The following is a 17,061-nucleotide window of genomic DNA, read 5'->3' on the forward strand; positions in this document are numbered from 1 at the left end:
CCGTTCAGCGCGCGTCCCGGCGCTGGAATGCGATCCCGGCGGGGATGAGCGCCGCGGCGGCCCAGACGGCCATCGCGAGGAGGGCGATGCCGAAGGACGGATCCACGGCACCGGTGCCCACCGCGAGCGACGAGCCGAGCGACGCCGGCAGGTACGCGGAGACGACGGAGACCCACTCCCACCCCGTGAAGCCGAGCATCTGGAAGGCGATCGGCAGCACGAAGGTGATGCCGGCGATCACCGCGATGCCGCCCGCCGTCGAGCGCAGCAGCGCCGCGATCCCGAATGCCAGGAGCGCGATGAGCACGAGATAGGCGACCGTCCCGAGCGCGCCCGTGAGCACCGGGAGACTCGCGAGTTCCCCCGCGGCGGCCGGCAGGAATGCGATGGCGCAGACGAGGCCGCCGAGCACGAGCACGAGCGCGGTCACCGCGGTGAGGGCCGCTGTGACGATGGCCTTCGCGAGGAAGACGGGGCGGCGCGTCGGCACCGCCGCGAGCGAGGAGAGGATCATGCCGCTCGAGTACTCGCTCGTGATCGCGAAGACCCCGAGCACGCCGATCACGAGCGCGAGGAACGGGCTCGCGAAGGTCGACACGGTGAGGAGGTAGCTCTGCAGCGCCGCCGGGCCGTCGATCTCGACGACCTCGAGCTTCCAGATGAGCGCCATCATCGCGCTGAGCGCGAGACCGGCCAGCACGGTGCACAGCAGGGTGATCCTGATGCTGCGCAGCGACAGGAGTTTGATCCGCTCGGAGCGGAGCACGCCGCCGAAGCTGAGACGGTGCGCGGGGCCCGTCGCCGGTCGGCGACGCGGTCCGGCGGCGGCGGGCTCGGGCGCTCGGCTGCCGTCGATGAGGAGCGTGGTGGTCATGCCGGGATCCTTTCGGCGGCGGGAGCCGCATCGGCCGCGGGCGCGGGATCGACGTACTCGACCGCGTCGCGGGTGAGGGCGAGATAGGCGTCCTCGAGCGAGGAGGCGATGGGCGCGAGCTCGTGCAGCTCGATGCCGGCGCCGGCGGCCGCGCGGCCGATCTGCGCCGCCGAGCTGCCGTGCACGACGAAGCGTTCCTCGTCCACCGCTTCGAGCGACCGTCCGTCGACGCCCTCCGCCATGAGGAGGGCCGCCAGCCGCGCGGCGTCGGGGCTCGCCACGACGACGCGCGGCTCGCCGCGGACCAGCTCCGCGATCGGCGCGTCGGCGATCACCCGGCCGCGGCCGAGCACGATGACGTGGTCGGCCGTGAGCGACATCTCGCTCATGAGGTGGCTGGAGAGCAGGACCGTCCGCCCTTCCGCGGCGAGGTGGCGCAGCAGCTGCCGCACCCAGAGCACTCCGTCGGGATCGAGACCGTTCACCGGCTCGTCGAGGATCAGGACTTCGGGGTCGCCGAGGAGGGCGGCCGCGATGCCGAGCCGCTGCCCCATGCCGAGGGAGAAGCCGCCGACGCGGCGGCGCGCCACCCCGGCGAGCCCCGTCCGCTCGAGCACCTCGTCGACGCGGCGATCGGGGATGCCGTGGGTGGCCGCGAGCGCGCGAAGGTGGCTGCGGGCGCTGCGGCCCGGGTGCACGCCCTTCGCGTCGAGCAGCGCCCCGAGCTCGGAGAGCGGCGCCGCGGCGTCGGCGTAGCGATGACCGTGCACCGTGACGGTGCCGCTCGTCGGGCGGTCCAAGCCGACGATCATGCGCATCGTGGTCGACTTCCCAGCGCCGTTCGGGCCGAGGAAGCCCGTCACGGCGCCGGGCCGGATGGTGAATGTCGCGTCATCGACGGCGGTGCGCGCGCCGTAGCGCTTCGTGAGGCCGCGTGCCTCGATCATGGGAATCTCCTCGCGTCGGGGTGCGCCGGGATCGGCGATATGCGCCGGGGATCGGCGATGCCTCCACGCTACGAGGGGAGCGCGGGCGGGCGCATCGCCCCGAAGTCCCCGATCGGGTAGTACCCCGGTACTACCCGCGCCGCCGCAGGCGCACCTCCCGATCCGGGTCGCCCCGGTTCCGGGTTTCCGGATCCGGGGTCCTCCGGCCCGCAACGCCCGATCCGGGTCGCTTCGGTTCCACGCTTCCCGATCCGGGTCGCCCCGACACGGTGCCCTTCCCGGACAACCTGCCGCAGTGACCCGAAATCATTCGCTTCCTCGGCTGCTCCAGGTATTTCGGCACGCATCTCCCGATCCGGGTCGCTTCGGTTCCACGCTTCCCGATCCGGGTCGCTTCGGCACGGTGATCTTCCCGCGAACCCTGCCGCAGTGACCCGAATCATTCGCCCTCCGGACTGCTCCAGGTTCTCCCGCCTGCACCACCCGATCCGGGTCGCTCCAGCACGGTGCTCTTCCCGCGAACCCTGCCGTCGTAACCCGGATCGTCCGCTTCCTCGGGAACGGTCTCCTCGCTCTTCTTTTCATCCGATCCAAGACGATCGGGGTCCACTCCCCTGCGTCGGCCTCGGTCACCCGGATCCACTCCACTGAGCCCGGGGTTCCTCAGACACTTCACTCGGATCCGGGTCGCCCGGGCAGGGTGACGCTGTCGCGCACCCTGCCCGGGCGACCCGGATCCGAGCTGCATGACCGCGGGCGAGAACCCGAGCAAGTGCAAGGGCGCAAGCAGGAACACAAGCACGAGCACCCTCGAGAAGACGAGCACCCTCAAGAGCAAGAGCAAGAGCAAGAGCAAGAGCAAGAGTCTGGATCTGGATCTGGATCTGGATCTGGATCTGGACCTCGATCGGGTCCTGGATCGGAATCTGGACCAGGACCAGGACCAGGATCTGGGCCACAGGCCGGGTCGACGCGCGGTCGCACCACGGCGAGCACGCGCCGACGTCGAGACAGGACTGCGTTCCGAGGCGGCCGGCCGGTGCTACGACTTCGCGAGGTTCTCGAGGTGCCCGGCGTCGCGCTCCCGCTGGATCTCCCGCGCGAGCAGCGGCGCGTCCGCGAGCTCGGGATCGCGCTCCAGCAGGGTCGCGGCGAGCTCGCGGCTGCGCACGATGAGTTCGCCGTGCTCCGTGACGCGGAGCAGCCGCAGCGTGGAACGCCCGCCGGACTGCGCGGTGCCGAGGATGTCGCCCTCACGCCGATGCTCGAGGTCGATCTCGGCGAGCGCGAAGCCGTCGCCGGTCGCGGCGACCGCTTCGATGCGCTCGCGGGCGACCGTGCCCTCGGCGGCTCGGGTGACGAGGAGGCAGAGCCCCGCGTGGTCGCCACGACCCACCCGGCCGCGCAGCTGGTGTAGCTGCGAGATGCCGAAGCGATCGGCGTCGCGCACGATCATGATCGAGGCGTTGGGCACGTTGACGCCCACCTCGATGACGGTGGTCGCGACGAGGATCTGGATCGAACCCTCCGCGAAGTCCCGCATGATGCGGTCCTTCTCCGCGGAGGGCAGATCGCCGCTGAGGCCCTCGATGCGGAACCCGGCGAAGGGCTTCCACGCGCGCAGCTGCGTCACCGTGTCCACGACGTTCGCGAGCGGCCGCTCCGACTCCTCGGGACCGGCGTCCGCCGCATCATCGGGGAGCTCGTCGGCGTCCTCCCGCTTCCCGCCGCCCGCGTCGTCGGCGATCGCCGGGCAGACCACGTAGACCTGGCGTCCGGCCGCGATGTCCTCCCCCGCGCGCCGCCAGACGCGCGCCGCCATGCCGGGGTTCTCGAGCTCGGGGACCGCGAAGGTCTCGATGCCTCGGCGCCCGGGAGGCAGTTCTCGGATCGTCGAGACCTCGAGATCGCCGAACGCGGTGAGCGCGACCGTCCGCGGGATCGGTGTCGCCGTCATCGCGAGCACGTGCGGTTGCGCGCCCTTGCGTCGCAGCGCCTCCCGCTGGTCGACGCCGAAGCGGTGCTGTTCGTCGACGACGACGAGCCCGAGGTCGGCGAATGCGACGGCATCGGCGATGAGCGCGTGCGTGCCGACGGCGACGAGCGATTTGCCCGAGGCGAGTGCCAGGAGCGCGCGCTTGCGCTGGGCCGCCGGCATCTTCCCGGTGAGGAGGATCGGGTGGATCTCGGCCTCGAGCTCCGCACCGAGCGTCGCGACGATGGAGCGGTAATGCTGCGCGGCGAGCACCTCGGTCGGGGCGAGCAGCGCGCTCTGCCCGCCACTCCCCGCCACCTGGAGCATCGCGCGCAGTGCGACCAGGGTCTTGCCGGAGCCGACCTCGCCCTGCAGGAGCCGGTGCATGGGGTGGGGCGCCGCCAGCTCGCCCGCGATCGTCTCGCCCGCGCGCCGCTGGTCTCCGGTCAAGGCGAAGGGCAGCGCTGCGTCGAAACGCGCGAGCGGCGCCGACGCGCGCGGTCTCGGAGTGCTCCGCGCGAGGCCGGCTCGGCGCCGGCGGTCCAGAAGCGCGAGTTGCAGCTCGAAGGCCTCGCGGAATCGGAGGCTGTGCTGCGCACCCCGCCAGTCCGCCGCCCGCTCGGGCCGGTGGATGAGCTCGAGCGCCGGCCCGAGCGCCATGACACCCTCGGACTCCCGGATGTCGCGCGGCAGCGGATCCTCCACCGGCTCGAGTGCTTCGAGCACGACCTCGACGGCCTTCGCGATGACCCAGCTCGGCACCGCCGAGGCGGCCGGATAGATGGGGATCGGGCGCTCTGAGAACGCGAGCGCGGCGGCCTGCTTGAGCTCCATCGAGTGCTGCAGCGAGATGCCCGTTGCGGCCGAGGCGCCGTCGCCCGGCGCGACGGCCTCGTCCCCACCCGGATCGGCCTCGGTGGGACCCGCGGCGGCCGAGGGTCCTGCTTCATCGGTGAAGAGCTGGTAGTCGGGGTGCTGCAACTGGAGCGCTCCGCGGTACTCCTTCACCTTGCCGGCGAAGATCCCCTGTCTGCCGGGCAGCAGCTCCCGTGAGCGCCACTGCTGATTGAAGAAGGTCAGCTGCAGCGATCCCACGCCGTCGGTGACGCGCACCTCGAGCAGCGAGCCGCCGCGGCGCTGCATGCGGCGCTCGCGCACGTCGATCACCTGGGCGACGACCGACACGTGCTCGCCGACGGGCAGGCTCGTGAGCGGCGTGAGCTCCCCCCGGTTCGAGTAGCGTCGGGGGAAGTGCCAGAGCAGCTCGCGCACCGTGCGGATCTCGAAGGCCCGCGCGAGCGCCTTCGCCGTGCGATCGCCCACGACTCCCGCGAGATCGCTGTCGAGACCGGCCCTGCTCATGCTTCCAGCGTATCGGGGGCGTCCGACGCCTCGGGAGCGCGCTACGCTCGATGCGTGACACGAATCATCGCCGGAGCCGCCGGCTCCCTCAGGCTCGAGGTGCCCCGCTCGGGGACGCGCCCGACGAGCGAACGGGTGCGGGAAGCCGTCTTCTCGACCCTCGGTTCGTGGGAGCTCGTCTCGGGGACCCGGGTGCTCGATCTGTACGCGGGATCCGGGGCGCTCGGGCTCGAGGCCGTGAGCCGCGGAGCCGCTTCGGCGACGCTCGTCGAGCGCCACGCGCAGGCCGCCCAGGTCGCCGCGCGAAACGCGCGCACGGTGCTCGCCGCCTGCGGCCGCAGCGCCTCCGATGGGAATCAGCCGACCGCCGAGGTCGCCCGCCAGTCCGTGCAGGCGTTCCTCGACGCGCAGCTCGCGCGGGATCCGAGCCCCCGATGGGACGTGGCCCTCCTCGATCCGCCCTACGACCTCGGCGAGGCGGAGCTCGCGGCGAATCTCGCGGCGCTCGTCCCGCTCCTCGATCCGGATGCCGTGGTGCTCGTCGAGCGCAGCACGCGCAGCCCCGAACCCGTGTGGCCGGATGGCCTCGCCCCGCTCCGCGAGAAGCGCTACGGCGAGACCGCGCTCTGGTGGGCGGAAATCGCTCGGTAGGCGACGCGCAGCGTCGCGCGATTTCCGCCGCCGACTGGCGGATCGCTCGGTAGGCGACGCGCAGCGTCGCGCGATTTCCGCCGCCGACAGGCGGATCGCTCGGTAGGCGACGCGCAGCGTCGCGCGATTTCCGCCGCCGATGCCGAGACGGCGCGGCGACGCAGCGCGAGGCGATCCGGGATCGCCCCGCGCTGCGTCGGGGAGAGGAACGCGCGGGTGCGGCGCCGCCACGGACGGCACCGCACCCGCGCCCGCCGATCACTCGCGGATCGTCCGGCTCCTGCGGAAGAGGAGCAGCGCGACCCCGAGGAGCAGTGCCCCTCCGGCCAGCAGCCCGATGCTGCCGACGCCCGATCCACCCGTCACGGCCAGGGCCGATCCCGGGGTCGTGTCCGTCCGCTTCGGCGGCACCGGAGGCGCATCGGTGAAGGTGTTCACCGCGCTGATCGAGATCACCTGCAGCTCGTCGGGCGTTCCCGCGGTCACCGTCGCGCCGTTCTCGAAGGAGTCGTGATCGATCGAGACCTCGGCGGCGCCTCCGTCGTCGGTCTCCTCGCCGAAGCACCGCGTCCCGAGCGGCAGCGCACGGGGCTCGCCGTCCTCGCCCACGAGGTACTTCGTCTGGCCGCCGCGCAGCAGCACCTTCCCGGAGTAGACCGTCGCACGGGTCGCCCCGCCCGCGGCATCCTCCTCGTCGACCTGGCAGGTCACCAGGATCTCGAACACCCTGTCCTGCACCGCGGCCACCGCGGCGTCGTCTCCCGCGAGCGTCTTCGAGACCTCGACGGATCCGGCGCTGTAGAAGTTCGTGAGCGAGGCCGTGACGACCTCGGAGGTCCCCGACTCCGGGAAGTACGGGATGATGACGGTCACGGGGTCGGGGAGCGCATCCGCATGGCCTCCGTCGACCTCGGTGACCGTGCATTCGGCATTCGCCGGGATCGGTCCGAGCTCCCCGGAGTCCACGACGGTACGGCCTGCGACCTCCAGGGAGACCGTGGTCTCGAAGACCGTGCGCTCGTCGAGCGTGCAGACGACGTCGAAGACGAGCTCATCCTGCAACGCGAACGCCTGGACGCCCGCGCCGCTCAGGCGCTTCGAGATGATGAGCCCTCCCGTGACCGTCGTGAGCGTGTTGGTCACCGTGACCGTGACGGCCTCATCGCGACCGATCGTGACGGTGTCGGTCGAGAGCTGCGCACCCGTCCAGGCGGCGCCGTCGACCGGGGCGGGGGTGCGCTCGCTGAGCGTCAGCACGGCCCCGACCGGAAGCAGCGGCGAATCGACGGTCTCGCCGCTCGCCGGGAGCTCGAGCGTTCCTGATCCGGCGGCGAAGCCGGGGCCCGCGGGATACGCGTAGTCCAGGAGGAACTCGGCGTCGTCCGCCAGCGAGGCCGCGGCATCGCCCGCGACGACCTTCTGGGCGCTGAAGCTGCCGCGCGCGAGCGACGCCTCGTTGTGCAGCGTGATCGCGGTCGTCGTCGCGCCGGCGATCGGGAAGTCGTTCTGCGACAGGACGGGGGCCGCCCAGTCGAGGTTGCCCGGCTCGGTGGGCAGGATCTCCTCGATGTGCACGACGGAGCCCGTCGGGTACTCGTCGCTCGTCCACGTCTCGCCCTCGCGCACGGAGAACGTTCCGGCGAGCTCGGCGTCCTCCGGAGTCGTCACGGTGAAGGTGCCGCCGAAATCGATCCCGTCGACCGCGTCCTCCTCCCACGCCACCTCCTTGGTGATGGAGAAGCGTCCGACCTGGTCGCCGCTGCCCGTGCCGCCGCCGCCCTGTCGCACGACCTCGCTGGAGACGAAGCCGTCGTTGCCGTCGATGGTCACGGTGGCGGCGTTCGTGTAGGTGCCGGCGGCTCCGGCATCCGTGACGCGAGACACGTACTGGATCGCGTAGTAGTACCCGGCCTCGGCCGTCCACGAGACCGTGTCGCCGTCGACCGTGTAGGCGTCCCGCGGCACGGGCAGCCAGTTGCCCGGCTGTTGCACGTTGCCGCTCGTCACCACCAGCTCATCGGTGTGGATGAGCTTCGGGTAGGTCTCGCCCTGGAAGGAGGTGAGGAGTTCCTGGTTCGGTCCGAGCTCGTCGTCGACGGACATGGACTCGCCGCCGACGGCGCCGTCCTTGCCGCTCTCGACGCGGACGGTCCAGAGGATCGTATCCGTCTCGCGATCGTAATCGCCCGTCTTGTTGCTCGGGCGCCCCTCGAACTCGCAGACGGGGGTGCAGGTGCCCTGCGGCGGGGTGACGACGACGGTGACCTCGCGGCCGTCGATCACGTAGGTGGTGATCGTGTCCTCGGTGACCTGGGTGCGGATGTTCGCCCAGAAGTTGAAGGTGCCCGAGAGATTCCGGGGATGCGCCGCGAGGTACGCGTCATCGAAGTCGCAGACGATCTGCGTGGCCGTCACCGTGCACTGCCCCATCGGCGCGCCCTGGGGATCGAGCAGGGGGAAGTCGTCGCTCAGCCCCTGGAGCTCCGCGGGCAGCTCGACGGCGAATCCCGCGGGCGTCGCCGGATTGTCGGGCAGCGACCACGTGCCCTGCAGCTCCGCGTCGGAACCGCTCGCGACCTCGGTACTGGTGAACTCGATGGAGGTGACGGTCGCCTCCGTCTGCCAGGGCGGGGCCGCCTGCGCGGCGGGGGCGCCGGCGCCGAACGCGAGCAGCGCGACCAGCGCCGCGCTCGCCCACCGCCAGGCGCCAGCGGCGCGGGAGTGTCTCTGAGTCATCGTTTCCCTTGTCTGTCGAGGTGACGCGTGATGCGGCTGCGAACGGCTGGCCGTGCCCGCGATATCGCAGCTCACTCACTAAAGAGCGGACCCGGCCCGCGACGTTACAGCTGGGACCGAAGTTTTTCTCGGCGGGCTCATTCCCCGGAGGAGTCGGGCGGGCGCAGCACCCAGAAGGGCGTGGTGTCGTCTCCGGGTTCCGTCCGGGGAGACCCGCGGTCCGCGGCGGCCCCGGGGATGGTCGGGATCGCCTCGGCTCCCGCCCGTCCGGGAACCGACGCGGCTTCGGGCGGAGGCTCGCTCGTCTCCGGCTCGGGCTCGACCTTCGCCAGGGCCGCGCTCGGGGCCGGCTGAGGCCCCGGCGGGCCGCCGTCACCGCCCGGCAGCGCCGCGATCCCGAGCGCCAGCAGAGCGGTTCCGGCCGCGAGGCACAGCCACGCGGCGGCGGGTGGGGCTCCCGTCGCGGGGATGCCGCCGGTGGCGGCCGGAGCCGCATCGCCGAGGCGGGCGACCGCCGTCGCCGGCGCCGCCGAGGCCCCGCCCGCGGCGGCACCGCCCCCGGCCGCTCCGCCGAGCAGCGCCGGACCGATCCACGCCCGGAGGCGGGTCTGCAGGCGACGGAGACGCTCGACCTGCTCGGCGCACGCGACGCACCCCTCGAGATGTCCGGCGACCCTGGCGGCCTCGTGCGTGCCGAGGCTCCCCCGCGTGTACCTCGCCAGCTGCGCGGCGAACGGTCGGCACGGCGCCTCGGCGAACTCCACGTACTGCTGGAGGTAGTGGGTGCCCAGGCGCTTGCGCGCCCGGTGCACCGCGACGCGCAGCGCACCCTCCGTCATGGCGAGCCGGTCCGAGGCGTCCTGCGTCGGCAGCTCCTCGATGTCGAGCAGCTGCAGCAGCTGCTGGTCCCGCTCCTGCAGCCGCTCGAACGCGCGGCGCACCTGATCGCGCTCTGCGAGTCGTTCCGTGAAGCTCGACGCCCGATCGTCGACGAGCTCCGCGAGTGCCGCGGGCTCGAGCGGTTCGGCGTCGTGCGGCGTCCGCGCACGCGCCGCGGCGCCGCGGATCGACACCATGAGGTAGCCGAGCGGCGACTCCGTGGGGCCCGCGCCGCCGGCGAGGGCCCGCAGCATACTCGTGAACGCCTCGGCGACGACGTCTTCGGCACGGTGGCGATCCCGCGTCAGGGTGTAGGCCTGGGCCATGGCGGCATCGCGGTGCCGGTGGTAGAGCTCCGAGAACGCGCTGCGCCCCAGGACGGTGTCCGCGGCGCCGCGCACGAGCGCGCAGAGCTCGGCGTCGCCGAGCTCCCTCGCGCCGCCGGGCGCTCGGCCGCCGGCCTCGACCGGTTCTCCGGCCCCCACGTCGGCGGGCCCGCCCCGACGCCTCATCGCAGCGGCCCTCCCCGGCGCAGGCGGGCGATCTCGCGTGCGGAACCCGCGTGCGTGCCCGAGACGACGATGCGCATGGGCGTCAGCATAACCCGGTCGCGCGCGCAGCGACGACCCTGACCTCCTGGCGGGGGTCACGCCCTGGAACGACGTCGCGGGCGCGGACGACTGCCCGCGCCCGAACGCCGAAGGGACCGGCGCGCTCGGCCGGCTGCGCGGTGCAGCCGGCCGAGCGCGCCGGTCCCTTCAGGACGAGCCGGACTACCGGGGCAGCAGCGTGTACTTGCTCGAGAGGAACTCGTGGATCCCCTCGAAGCCGCCCTCGCGGCCGATGCCCGACTGCTTCACGCCGCCGAACGGCGCCGCCGCGTTGGACACGAGCCCGGTGTTCAGGCCCATCATGCCCGTCTCGAGCTTCTCGATCATGCGGTGACCGCGCGCGATGTTCTCCGTGAAGACGTAGCTGATGAGTCCGTACTCCGTGTTGTTCGCGATCTCGACCGCCTCCTCCTCGGTGGAGAAGCGGATGATCCCGAGCAGCGGCCCGAAGATCTCTTCGCGCATGATCGCGGCCTGCGGGCTGATGTGATCGATGACCGTCGGCTGGAAGAAGTTGCCCGGGCCATCGACGGCCTCGCCGCCGGTGATCACGGTGCCGCCGGTCTCGACGGCGTCCGCGACGAGGCGCGCCGTGTTCGTCACGGCCTTCTCCTCGACGAGCGCGCCGATGTCGTACCCCTCCTCGGCGCCGCGGCCGACGGTCATCGCCGAGACCCGCTCGCCGATCCGGCGCGCGAACTCGTCGGCGACGGACTCGTGCACGATGATCCGGTTCGCCGCGGTGCAGGCCTGGCCGATGTTGCGGAACTTCGCGAGCATCGCCCCCTCGACCGCCTTGTCCAGATCGGCGTCCTCGAAGACGACGAACGGCGCGTTGCCGCCGAGCTCCATCGAGGTGCGGAGCACGTTCTGCGCCGCCGCCTCGAGGAGCTTCACGCCCACCGGGGTCGAGCCGGTGAAGGAGAGCTTGCGCAGACGCGGATCGGACAGCAGCGCGCTGGACTGCGCGCTCGACTTCGAGGTGGCGACGACGTTCACGACGCCCGCGGGGAGGCCGGCCTCCTCGAGCAGCTGCGCGAAGAAGACGGTCGTGAGCGGGGTGAGCGCCGCCGGCTTGATGACGACCGTGCAGCCCGCAGCGAGCGCGGGCGCGATCTTGCGGGTCGCCATCGCGAGGGGGAAGTTCCACGGCGTGATGAAGTAGCAGGGGCCCACGGGCATCTGCGAGACGATCATCGTGCCGGTGCCCTCGGGATTCTGACGGTAGTCGCCCGGAACCCGCACGGCCTCCTCGGAGAACCAGCGGAGGAACTCGCCGCCGTAGTTCACCTCGCCGCGCGCCTCGGCGATGGGCTTGCCCATCTCCATGCTCATGAGGAGCGCGAAGTCCTCCTTGCGCTCCATGAGGAGGTCGAACGCGCGCCGCAGGATGTTCGAGCGCTCGCGGCTGGACGTCGCCGCCCAGCTCGCCTGCGCGGCCACGGCCGCGTCGAGCGCGCGCACCGCGTCCTCGACGGTCGCATCGGCGATCGACTTGATGACCTCGCCGGTGGCGGGGTCGTGGACGTCGAGCGTCGCGCCCGAGGTCGAGGGCTCCCAGGCGCCGCCGATCCCCAGCCCGGACTGCACGCGGTCGAGCAGCTCCTGCTCGTTGGGCTTCAATGCCATGATTCGTGTCCTTTCAGACGTCGTGGAACGGGGGTTACGCGTTCGCCTTGAGTGCGTCGGCGACGATCTCCAGGCCCTCGCGGAGCAGCTCGTCCGAGATGGACAGCGGCGGGAGGAAGCGGACGACGTTGCCGTACGTGCCGCAGGTGAGGAGGATCACGCCCTGCTCGCCCGCGTGCTTCGCGATGGCGCCGGTCAGCGCGGCCGCGGGACGCTTCGAGCCGGACTCGACGAACTCGACGGCCTTCATCGCGCCGCGTCCGCGGATGTCGCCGATGCGATCGTCGGTCTTCGCGAGCTCCTCGAAGAACTCGTCGATGATCGCGCCGATCTGGCGGGCGCGTTCGGTGAGGTTCTCCCGCTCGTAAGTCTCGATCGTGGCGAGCGCCGCGGCGCAGGCGATCGGGTTGCCCGTGTAGGTGCCGCCGAGCCCGCCGGAGTGCGCCGAGTCCATGATCTCGGCGCGGCCGGTGACGGCCGAGAGCGGCAGACCGCCCGCGATGCCCTTCGCCGTGGTGACGAGGTCGGGGACGACGCCCTCGTGGTTCGCGGCGAAGAGGTCGCCGGTCCGTGCGAAGCCGGTCTGCACCTCGTCGAGGATGAAGACGACGCCGTTCGCGTTCGCCCAGGCCTGCAGGGCGGGGAGGAAGCCCTCGGCGGGCTCGATGAAGCCGCCCTCGCCCTGGATGGGCTCGATGATCATCGCGGCGAGGTTGGCGGCGCCGACCTGCTTCTCGATCTGGAGGATCGCCTGCTCGGCCGCCTCGGCGCCGGAGAGGCCGTCGCGGAACGGGTAGGAGGCGGGGACGCGGTAGAGCTCGGGGGCGAAGGGCCCGAAGCCGTCCTTGTAGGGCATGTTCTTCGCGGTCATGCCCATGGTGAGGTTGGTGCGGCCGTGGTACGCGTGGTCGAAGACGACGACGGCGTTCTTCTTCGTGTAGTGGCGGGCGATCTTGATCGCGTTCTCCACGGCCTCCGCGCCGGAGTTGAAGAGCGCCGAGCGCTTGTCGTGGTCGCCGGGGGTGACCTCGTTGAGCTTCTCCGCGACCTCGACGTAGCCGTCGTAGGGGGTGACGGTGAAGCAGGTGTGGGTGAACTGCTGCACCTGCCTGGTGACCGCCTCGACCACCGCGGGCGCGGAGTTGCCGACGCCGGTGACGGCGATGCCGGAGCCGAGGTCGATGAGCGAGTTGCCGTCCGCGTCGATCATGACGCCGCCGCCGGCCGCGACGGTGAAGACGGGGAGCGCCACGCCGACGCCCGAGGCGACGGCCGCATTCTTGCGGGCGAGCAGTTCCTGCGACTTCGGGCCGGGGATGCTGGTGACGAGCTTGCGCTCCTGCGGAAGCGAGGGACCGCCGGTGACATCGGCCATGAGTGATTCTCCTTGGTGCTCGGGAGGAGCGACGGCGACGCCGCCGCTCCGGGGTGATCCGGGATCAGCCTACGCCCTGCATCGGGAGGCGGTTCGTGCCAGACTGGAGCCATGTCCGATGCACTTTCGCCACAGTGGCACACCGGGCCCGACCGCGCGGGGACGCACGCCGACGCCCCCGCGCCCGCGCCGGCTCCGACCATCTCGCTCGGCGAGCTGCTGCACCAGTACGCGCTCGGTCTCGTGCTCATCGCCGGCGCCGACGGGGACGTCGCCGGGCGACCCGTGCAATGGGTCCACATCAGCGAGCTCGAGGATCCCGCCCCGTTCCTCACGCCCCGCACCGTGCTGCTCACCACCGGCGCCCGGTTCTCGGCGGCGCAGGAGCCCGAGGACGCGGAGGCCTATGTGCGGCGGCTGCTCGCGGCGGGCACGACCGCCCTCGGGGTCGCCGTCGGGCTGCACTGGGACCGGGTGCCGACCGCCATCGTGGCCGCCTGCGACCGGCTGGGGCTGCCGCTCTTCCGCGTGCCCTACGACACGTCGTTCATCGCCATCGTGCAGACGGCCGCGCGCCTGCTCGACGCGCGCACCCGCGAGCGCGATCTCTGGGCGCTGGAGTCGCAGCGGGCGGTCACCAACGCCTCACTGCATCGCGACGGCTTGGGATCCGCGATCCGCGAGGCCGCGCGCCGCCTGGGGCGCTGGGTGGCGGTCCTCGACCGCTCCGGGCGGATCGTCGCCGTCGCTCCCGAGGCCGCGGGCCCGGCGGTCCGGACCGACTGGGTGCGCCGCGAGGCGCGGCGGCTCGTCTCGCGCGGCGTCGGAGCCGCGCGCATCAGCGACACGCGCGGCCCCGGCGAGCACGACGCCGACGGCGTCGATGGCGATGACGTGGCCGATCTCGCCGCCGGGATCCAGCTCCAGACCCTCGGACGGCGCGGCGGGGTCCTCGGCGTCCTGGTCGCCGAGGACCGCGGAGCGCCCGACACCGCCGAGCGCACCCTGCTCGGGCTCGTCGCCGCGCTCGCCACCGTGCAGCTCGAGCACCGCAGCGGCATCGACGCCGCGCTCGCGTCCCTGCGCGCGGCCGTCGTGCACCTGCTCCTCGCGGGCGATCGCGAGCTCGCGGAGCTCATCGCGCGCGACGCCCGGCTGAGCGTCCCCGAAGGGCCGATCGTCGTGGTCCGCCACGGCGAGGCGAGCCCGGACGACACGCGCCTCGACGAGGATCTGCACTCGCTCGACGCCGGCCGCCCCGGACTCATCGGCGCGACCCTCGACGACGGACCGCTCATCGTCGCCGAAGCGAGGCACCTGCCCGCCATCCGTCGCCTGCTGCAGGCGCATCGCCTCGCGGCGGGGGTCTCCGAGCGCGGCGCCCTGACGGATCTCGCCGAGCTGCTCGCCCAGTCGGATCGCGCGCTCGCGATCGCGCACGCACGGGCGGAGCCCGCGATCGTCGACTACGCGCCGTCGCAGCACGAGGGACTGCTGCGCCTGCTCGACGCGCAGCCGGAGGCGGGGCGGCGGGCGGCGACGCTGCTCGGCCCGCTCCGGCATCACGATGCGCGGCACGCGGACCGGATCGAGGAGAGCCTCGCCGTCTGGCTCGCGCATCACGGGCAGACGAGCGCAGCGGCCGCCGAGCTCGGCATCCACCGCCATACGCTCCGGGCGCGCGTGCAGACCGCGGAGTCGCTGCTGCAGCTCGATCTCGATGCCGCCGATGCGCGCGCCGAGCTGTGGGCGGCGCTCAGACTGGCGCCGCCCCGGGCGTGACGCCGGTCGTCGGAAGCCGCATGATGCCGCCCGATCGCATCGCCGCGCGAGCGCGTCGTTCGAGGGTGCCGCGTCGCCGCATCGCGTCGGTGCGGAAGATCACGGCGGCGCCATCCGCACCACGAGCACAGCGCCGCGTCGCCCGCGTGCCTCGAGCGTCACCGCGAACCCGCCCCGCCGTGCGACGCGCTCGGCCCACTCCGCGTTGCCCCGCCGGCGGAAGCGCAGGCGCACGCTCTCCGCAGGCGCCCAGTGGATCTCCGGAGCCCAGCACTCCTCCTCGACGAGCAACGCGATCGCTGCCCGGCACCAGCGCCGCGTGCGCAGGCCCGGGTCGCCGAGCCGGGCGAACTCCCCCGCGCCGAAGAGGCCGCGCCGCTCGCTCGCGAGGAGCCGCACCTCCGACGGAGTCATCTCCAGGTCTCGATGTCCGGAATCTCGTCCACGATGGAGGTGCTGCACGCAGCGGCGGAGAGCACCTCTCCGACCGCGACCCCCGGCTTCGTCGGATCCTCGGAGGTCAGCACCTCCTGGGACCCGAGCATCCGAGCGCGCTGCACGTCGAAGATCAGTTGGATCTCGACTCCCTGCACCGGCGAGAACGTCACGACCTTCGCATCGGCGTCGGATGCTCCGATGCGAGGATCGTCGCCGGCGTAGGCCTGCAGCCGCACACCGGGCTGCTCCGAGAGCAGACGGAAGGCCTCCGCCCTGATCTCCTGGGGCATCGTGTGCCTGAGATAGGGGACCAGAGCGTTCGGGAGCTCCTGTTGCGGCGTGTATTCGAACTCGTCGATCTTCAGCTCCTCCCACATCCGCAGTGCGACCTCCTCGAGCTCCGAGGGCTCATCGGGCATGAGGAACCCGCCGGACAACGCTTCGGCAGGCAGTCGCGTCTCGAAGTACTCGCCGGGAGCCGACGCTTGCTCGCCGTCGTACGGCACGGCTTCGGCGGCTCCTGCGGCTTCGGGGAAGTCTCCGGCCACCACCTCGGTGTCGTAGTCCGGGGAGACTCGGGTGACCTGCAGATCCGTCGCTCGCGGCGGCACGTAGTTGACCTGGTTCGTGCTATGACGCATCCATGCCTCGGGCGACTTTCCCTCGAACAGGAACGCTTCCGAATTGGGGAACGCGAGCCCGGTCGTCCGGCAGCTCACCTTCAGATACTGCCCCGGGAGCACCTCCGGCTCCGCCGCGAGCGCCGCGTCCGCTGCGCGCTGCAGCAGCGCGACGGCCTCCGCGTGCGGATCCTGCGGCGCGGCGGGGCCGAGCACCGGCTGCAGCAGCGGAGCCGGCGTCGCGACCAGGACGACGCCCGCGACCGCGCCGACCGCGAGCACCCCCGCACCGAGCACGAGAGCGCGGCGGCGCCCGCGGGCGCGACCCGCAGGCGCCCGCCGAGCCCCGGGGCGCGTGCCCGCACCGCCGCGAGCGCGACCGCCCACGCCCGCCGCGATGTCGCGTTCGAGTCGGGCGAGGCCGAGGGCGAAGCGATCCGCCTCCAGCTCCCCCGCGTCCGCGCGGAGCTCGCGCAGCAGGTCCAGTTCGCTCGGCTCGCTGCCGGCCGCCGGAATCTCACGCATGATCCATCTCCTTCTCGCGGGCGGCGCCCGCTTCGAGTCGAGTGCGCAGCACGGTGCGCGCGCGATGCAGCCGCGACCGCACCGTGCCCTCGGGGATGCCGAGCGCCTCGGCGATCTCCACGGGCGCGAGGTCGGACCAGGCCGCGAGAGCGATGACCTCGCGGTCGCGCCGAGCGAGCGCGAGCATCGCGTCGGCGAGGAGCTCGGCCGAACGGCCGGCGTCGATCCGATCGTCGGCCGACTCGGACGGATCGAGCACGGCGCGCGCCGAGCCGTCGCCTCCGAGCGCGCCCTCCGCGGCGATGAGTCTCCAGGTCGCGGCCTCAGCGCTCCGCCTGCGCCGGATCAGTCGCGTCGCGATCCCGAGCAGCCACGGCAGCGCGCTGCCGAAGGCGAGGTCGAAGCGCTCGAGCTTCTCGAGCGCGACGAGAAAGGTCTCGCTCATGAGGTCGTCGGCGTGCTCGCGCCCGAGCCGCGACGCCCCGTAGCGGAACACCGCGGCGGCGTGGCGCCGGTAGAGCTCCGTGAACTCCTCGGGCCGCGTACGCGCGGCGACGACGACCTCGGCGTCGCTGCGCACGTATGTCTCTCTCATACCCGGTATCGCATCGCACGGCGCGCGGCGTTCGCGCGGCCGGTATCCCGGGCGTGTCGCGA

At 72.5% G+C, this 17,061-nt stretch carries 12 protein-coding genes; 2 read left to right on the forward strand and 10 right to left on the reverse strand.

Going from position 1 to position 17,061, the window contains the following annotated elements:
* Window positions 1-4: 4 nt before the first annotated feature.
* From MUN78_RS08170 to MUN78_RS08180, 3 genes are all read right to left on the reverse strand, one after another.
* Window positions 5-874, reverse strand: a complete 870-nt coding sequence (locus MUN78_RS08170; RefSeq protein ID WP_244729906.1) for an ABC-2 transporter permease — start codon at window positions 872-874, stop codon at window positions 5-7.
* A complete protein-coding gene (locus tag MUN78_RS08175; protein ID WP_244729908.1) occupies window positions 871-1,821 on the reverse strand; it encodes an ABC transporter ATP-binding protein in 951 nt (316 codons plus the stop codon). The genes MUN78_RS08170 and MUN78_RS08175 overlap by 4 nt, the downstream gene beginning before the upstream one ends.
* Before the next feature lie 1,042 nt (window positions 1,822-2,863).
* A complete protein-coding gene (locus MUN78_RS08180) occupies window positions 2,864-5,158 on the reverse strand; it encodes an ATP-dependent DNA helicase RecG (RefSeq protein ID WP_244729909.1) in 2,295 nt (764 codons plus the stop codon).
* Between the two features lie 54 nt (window positions 5,159-5,212).
* On the opposite strand from MUN78_RS08180, the gene rsmD reads away from it, so the two are divergent.
* Window positions 5,213-5,809: a 16S rRNA (guanine(966)-N(2))-methyltransferase RsmD gene (gene rsmD, locus MUN78_RS08185; RefSeq protein ID WP_244729910.1), complete on the forward strand. Its 597-nt coding sequence runs from the start codon at window positions 5,213-5,215 to the stop codon at window positions 5,807-5,809.
* Between the two features lie 258 nt (window positions 5,810-6,067).
* On the opposite strand, the gene MUN78_RS08190 is transcribed toward rsmD, so the two are convergent.
* From MUN78_RS08190 to gabT, 4 genes are all read right to left on the reverse strand, one after another.
* Entirely contained in the window at window positions 6,068-8,545 is a 2,478-nt protein-coding gene (locus MUN78_RS08190; protein WP_244729911.1) for a DUF5979 domain-containing protein, read from the reverse strand.
* 137 nt (window positions 8,546-8,682) lie between these two features.
* Window positions 8,683-9,936 (reverse strand): RNA polymerase sigma factor, encoded by a 1,254-nt coding sequence (locus tag MUN78_RS08195; protein ID WP_244729913.1) that lies wholly within the window; start codon window positions 9,934-9,936, stop codon window positions 8,683-8,685.
* A 261-nt stretch (window positions 9,937-10,197) separates the two neighbouring features.
* Entirely contained in the window at window positions 10,198-11,664 is a 1,467-nt protein-coding gene (locus MUN78_RS08200) for an NAD-dependent succinate-semialdehyde dehydrogenase (protein ID WP_244729915.1), read from the reverse strand.
* Between the two features lie 34 nt (window positions 11,665-11,698).
* Complete coding sequence (gene gabT, locus MUN78_RS08205; protein WP_244693945.1) at window positions 11,699-13,039, reverse strand: 4-aminobutyrate--2-oxoglutarate transaminase; 1,341 nt, start codon at window positions 13,037-13,039, stop codon at window positions 11,699-11,701.
* 111 nt (window positions 13,040-13,150) lie between these two features.
* Between gabT and MUN78_RS08210 the strand changes: the two genes are divergently transcribed.
* On the forward strand, window positions 13,151-14,821 hold the full coding sequence (locus MUN78_RS08210) for a PucR family transcriptional regulator (RefSeq protein WP_244729917.1): 1,671 nt from the start codon (window positions 13,151-13,153) through the stop codon (window positions 14,819-14,821).
* Window positions 14,822-14,920: 99 nt separating this feature from the next.
* On the opposite strand, the gene MUN78_RS08215 is transcribed toward MUN78_RS08210, so the two are convergent.
* The 3 genes from MUN78_RS08215 to MUN78_RS08225 are packed head-to-tail and all read right to left on the reverse strand — an operon-like array spanning window position 14,921 to window position 16,999.
* On the reverse strand, window positions 14,921-15,235 hold the full coding sequence (locus tag MUN78_RS08215; RefSeq protein ID WP_244729918.1) for a hypothetical protein: 315 nt from the start codon (window positions 15,233-15,235) through the stop codon (window positions 14,921-14,923).
* The gene (locus MUN78_RS08220) at window positions 15,232-16,404 is read right to left on the reverse strand and encodes a hypothetical protein (protein ID WP_244729919.1); all 1,173 of its coding nucleotides are present in this window, start codon (window positions 16,402-16,404) and stop codon (window positions 15,232-15,234) included. The genes MUN78_RS08215 and MUN78_RS08220 overlap by 4 nt, the downstream gene beginning before the upstream one ends.
* Complete coding sequence (locus MUN78_RS08225; protein ID WP_244729920.1) at window positions 16,397-16,999, reverse strand: RNA polymerase sigma factor; 603 nt, start codon at window positions 16,997-16,999, stop codon at window positions 16,397-16,399. The genes MUN78_RS08220 and MUN78_RS08225 overlap by 8 nt, the downstream gene beginning before the upstream one ends.
* Window positions 17,000-17,061 lie beyond the last annotated feature (62 nt).

This window comes from Leucobacter allii, from assembly GCF_022919155.1.
Taxonomy (GTDB): Bacteria; Actinomycetota; Actinomycetes; order Actinomycetales; family Microbacteriaceae; genus Leucobacter; species Leucobacter allii.

Coding starts and splice junctions, on each gene's coding strand:
- MUN78_RS08220 (WP_244729919.1), bottom strand. CDS start 16,404: ATGCGTGAGATTCCGGCGGCCGGCAGCGAGCCGAGCGAACTGGACCTG.
- MUN78_RS08215 (WP_244729918.1), bottom strand. CDS start 15,235: ATGACTCCGTCGGAGGTGCGGCTCCTCGCGAGCGAGCGGCGCGGCCTC.
- MUN78_RS08210 (WP_244729917.1), top strand. CDS start 13,151: ATGTCCGATGCACTTTCGCCACAGTGGCACACCGGGCCCGACCGCGCG.
- gabT (WP_244693945.1), bottom strand. CDS start 13,039: ATGGCCGATGTCACCGGCGGTCCCTCGCTTCCGCAGGAGCGCAAGCTC.
- MUN78_RS08180 (WP_244729909.1), bottom strand. CDS start 5,158: ATGAGCAGGGCCGGTCTCGACAGCGATCTCGCGGGAGTCGTGGGCGAT.
- MUN78_RS08170 (WP_244729906.1), bottom strand. CDS start 874: ATGACCACCACGCTCCTCATCGACGGCAGCCGAGCGCCCGAGCCCGCC.
- MUN78_RS08195 (WP_244729913.1), bottom strand. CDS start 9,936: ATGAGGCGTCGGGGCGGGCCCGCCGACGTGGGGGCCGGAGAACCGGTC.
- MUN78_RS08200 (WP_244729915.1), bottom strand. CDS start 11,664: ATGGCATTGAAGCCCAACGAGCAGGAGCTGCTCGACCGCGTGCAGTCC.
- MUN78_RS08175 (WP_244729908.1), bottom strand. CDS start 1,821: ATGATCGAGGCACGCGGCCTCACGAAGCGCTACGGCGCGCGCACCGCC.
- MUN78_RS08190 (WP_244729911.1), bottom strand. CDS start 8,545: ATGACTCAGAGACACTCCCGCGCCGCTGGCGCCTGGCGGTGGGCGAGC.
- MUN78_RS08225 (WP_244729920.1), bottom strand. CDS start 16,999: ATGAGAGAGACATACGTGCGCAGCGACGCCGAGGTCGTCGTCGCCGCG.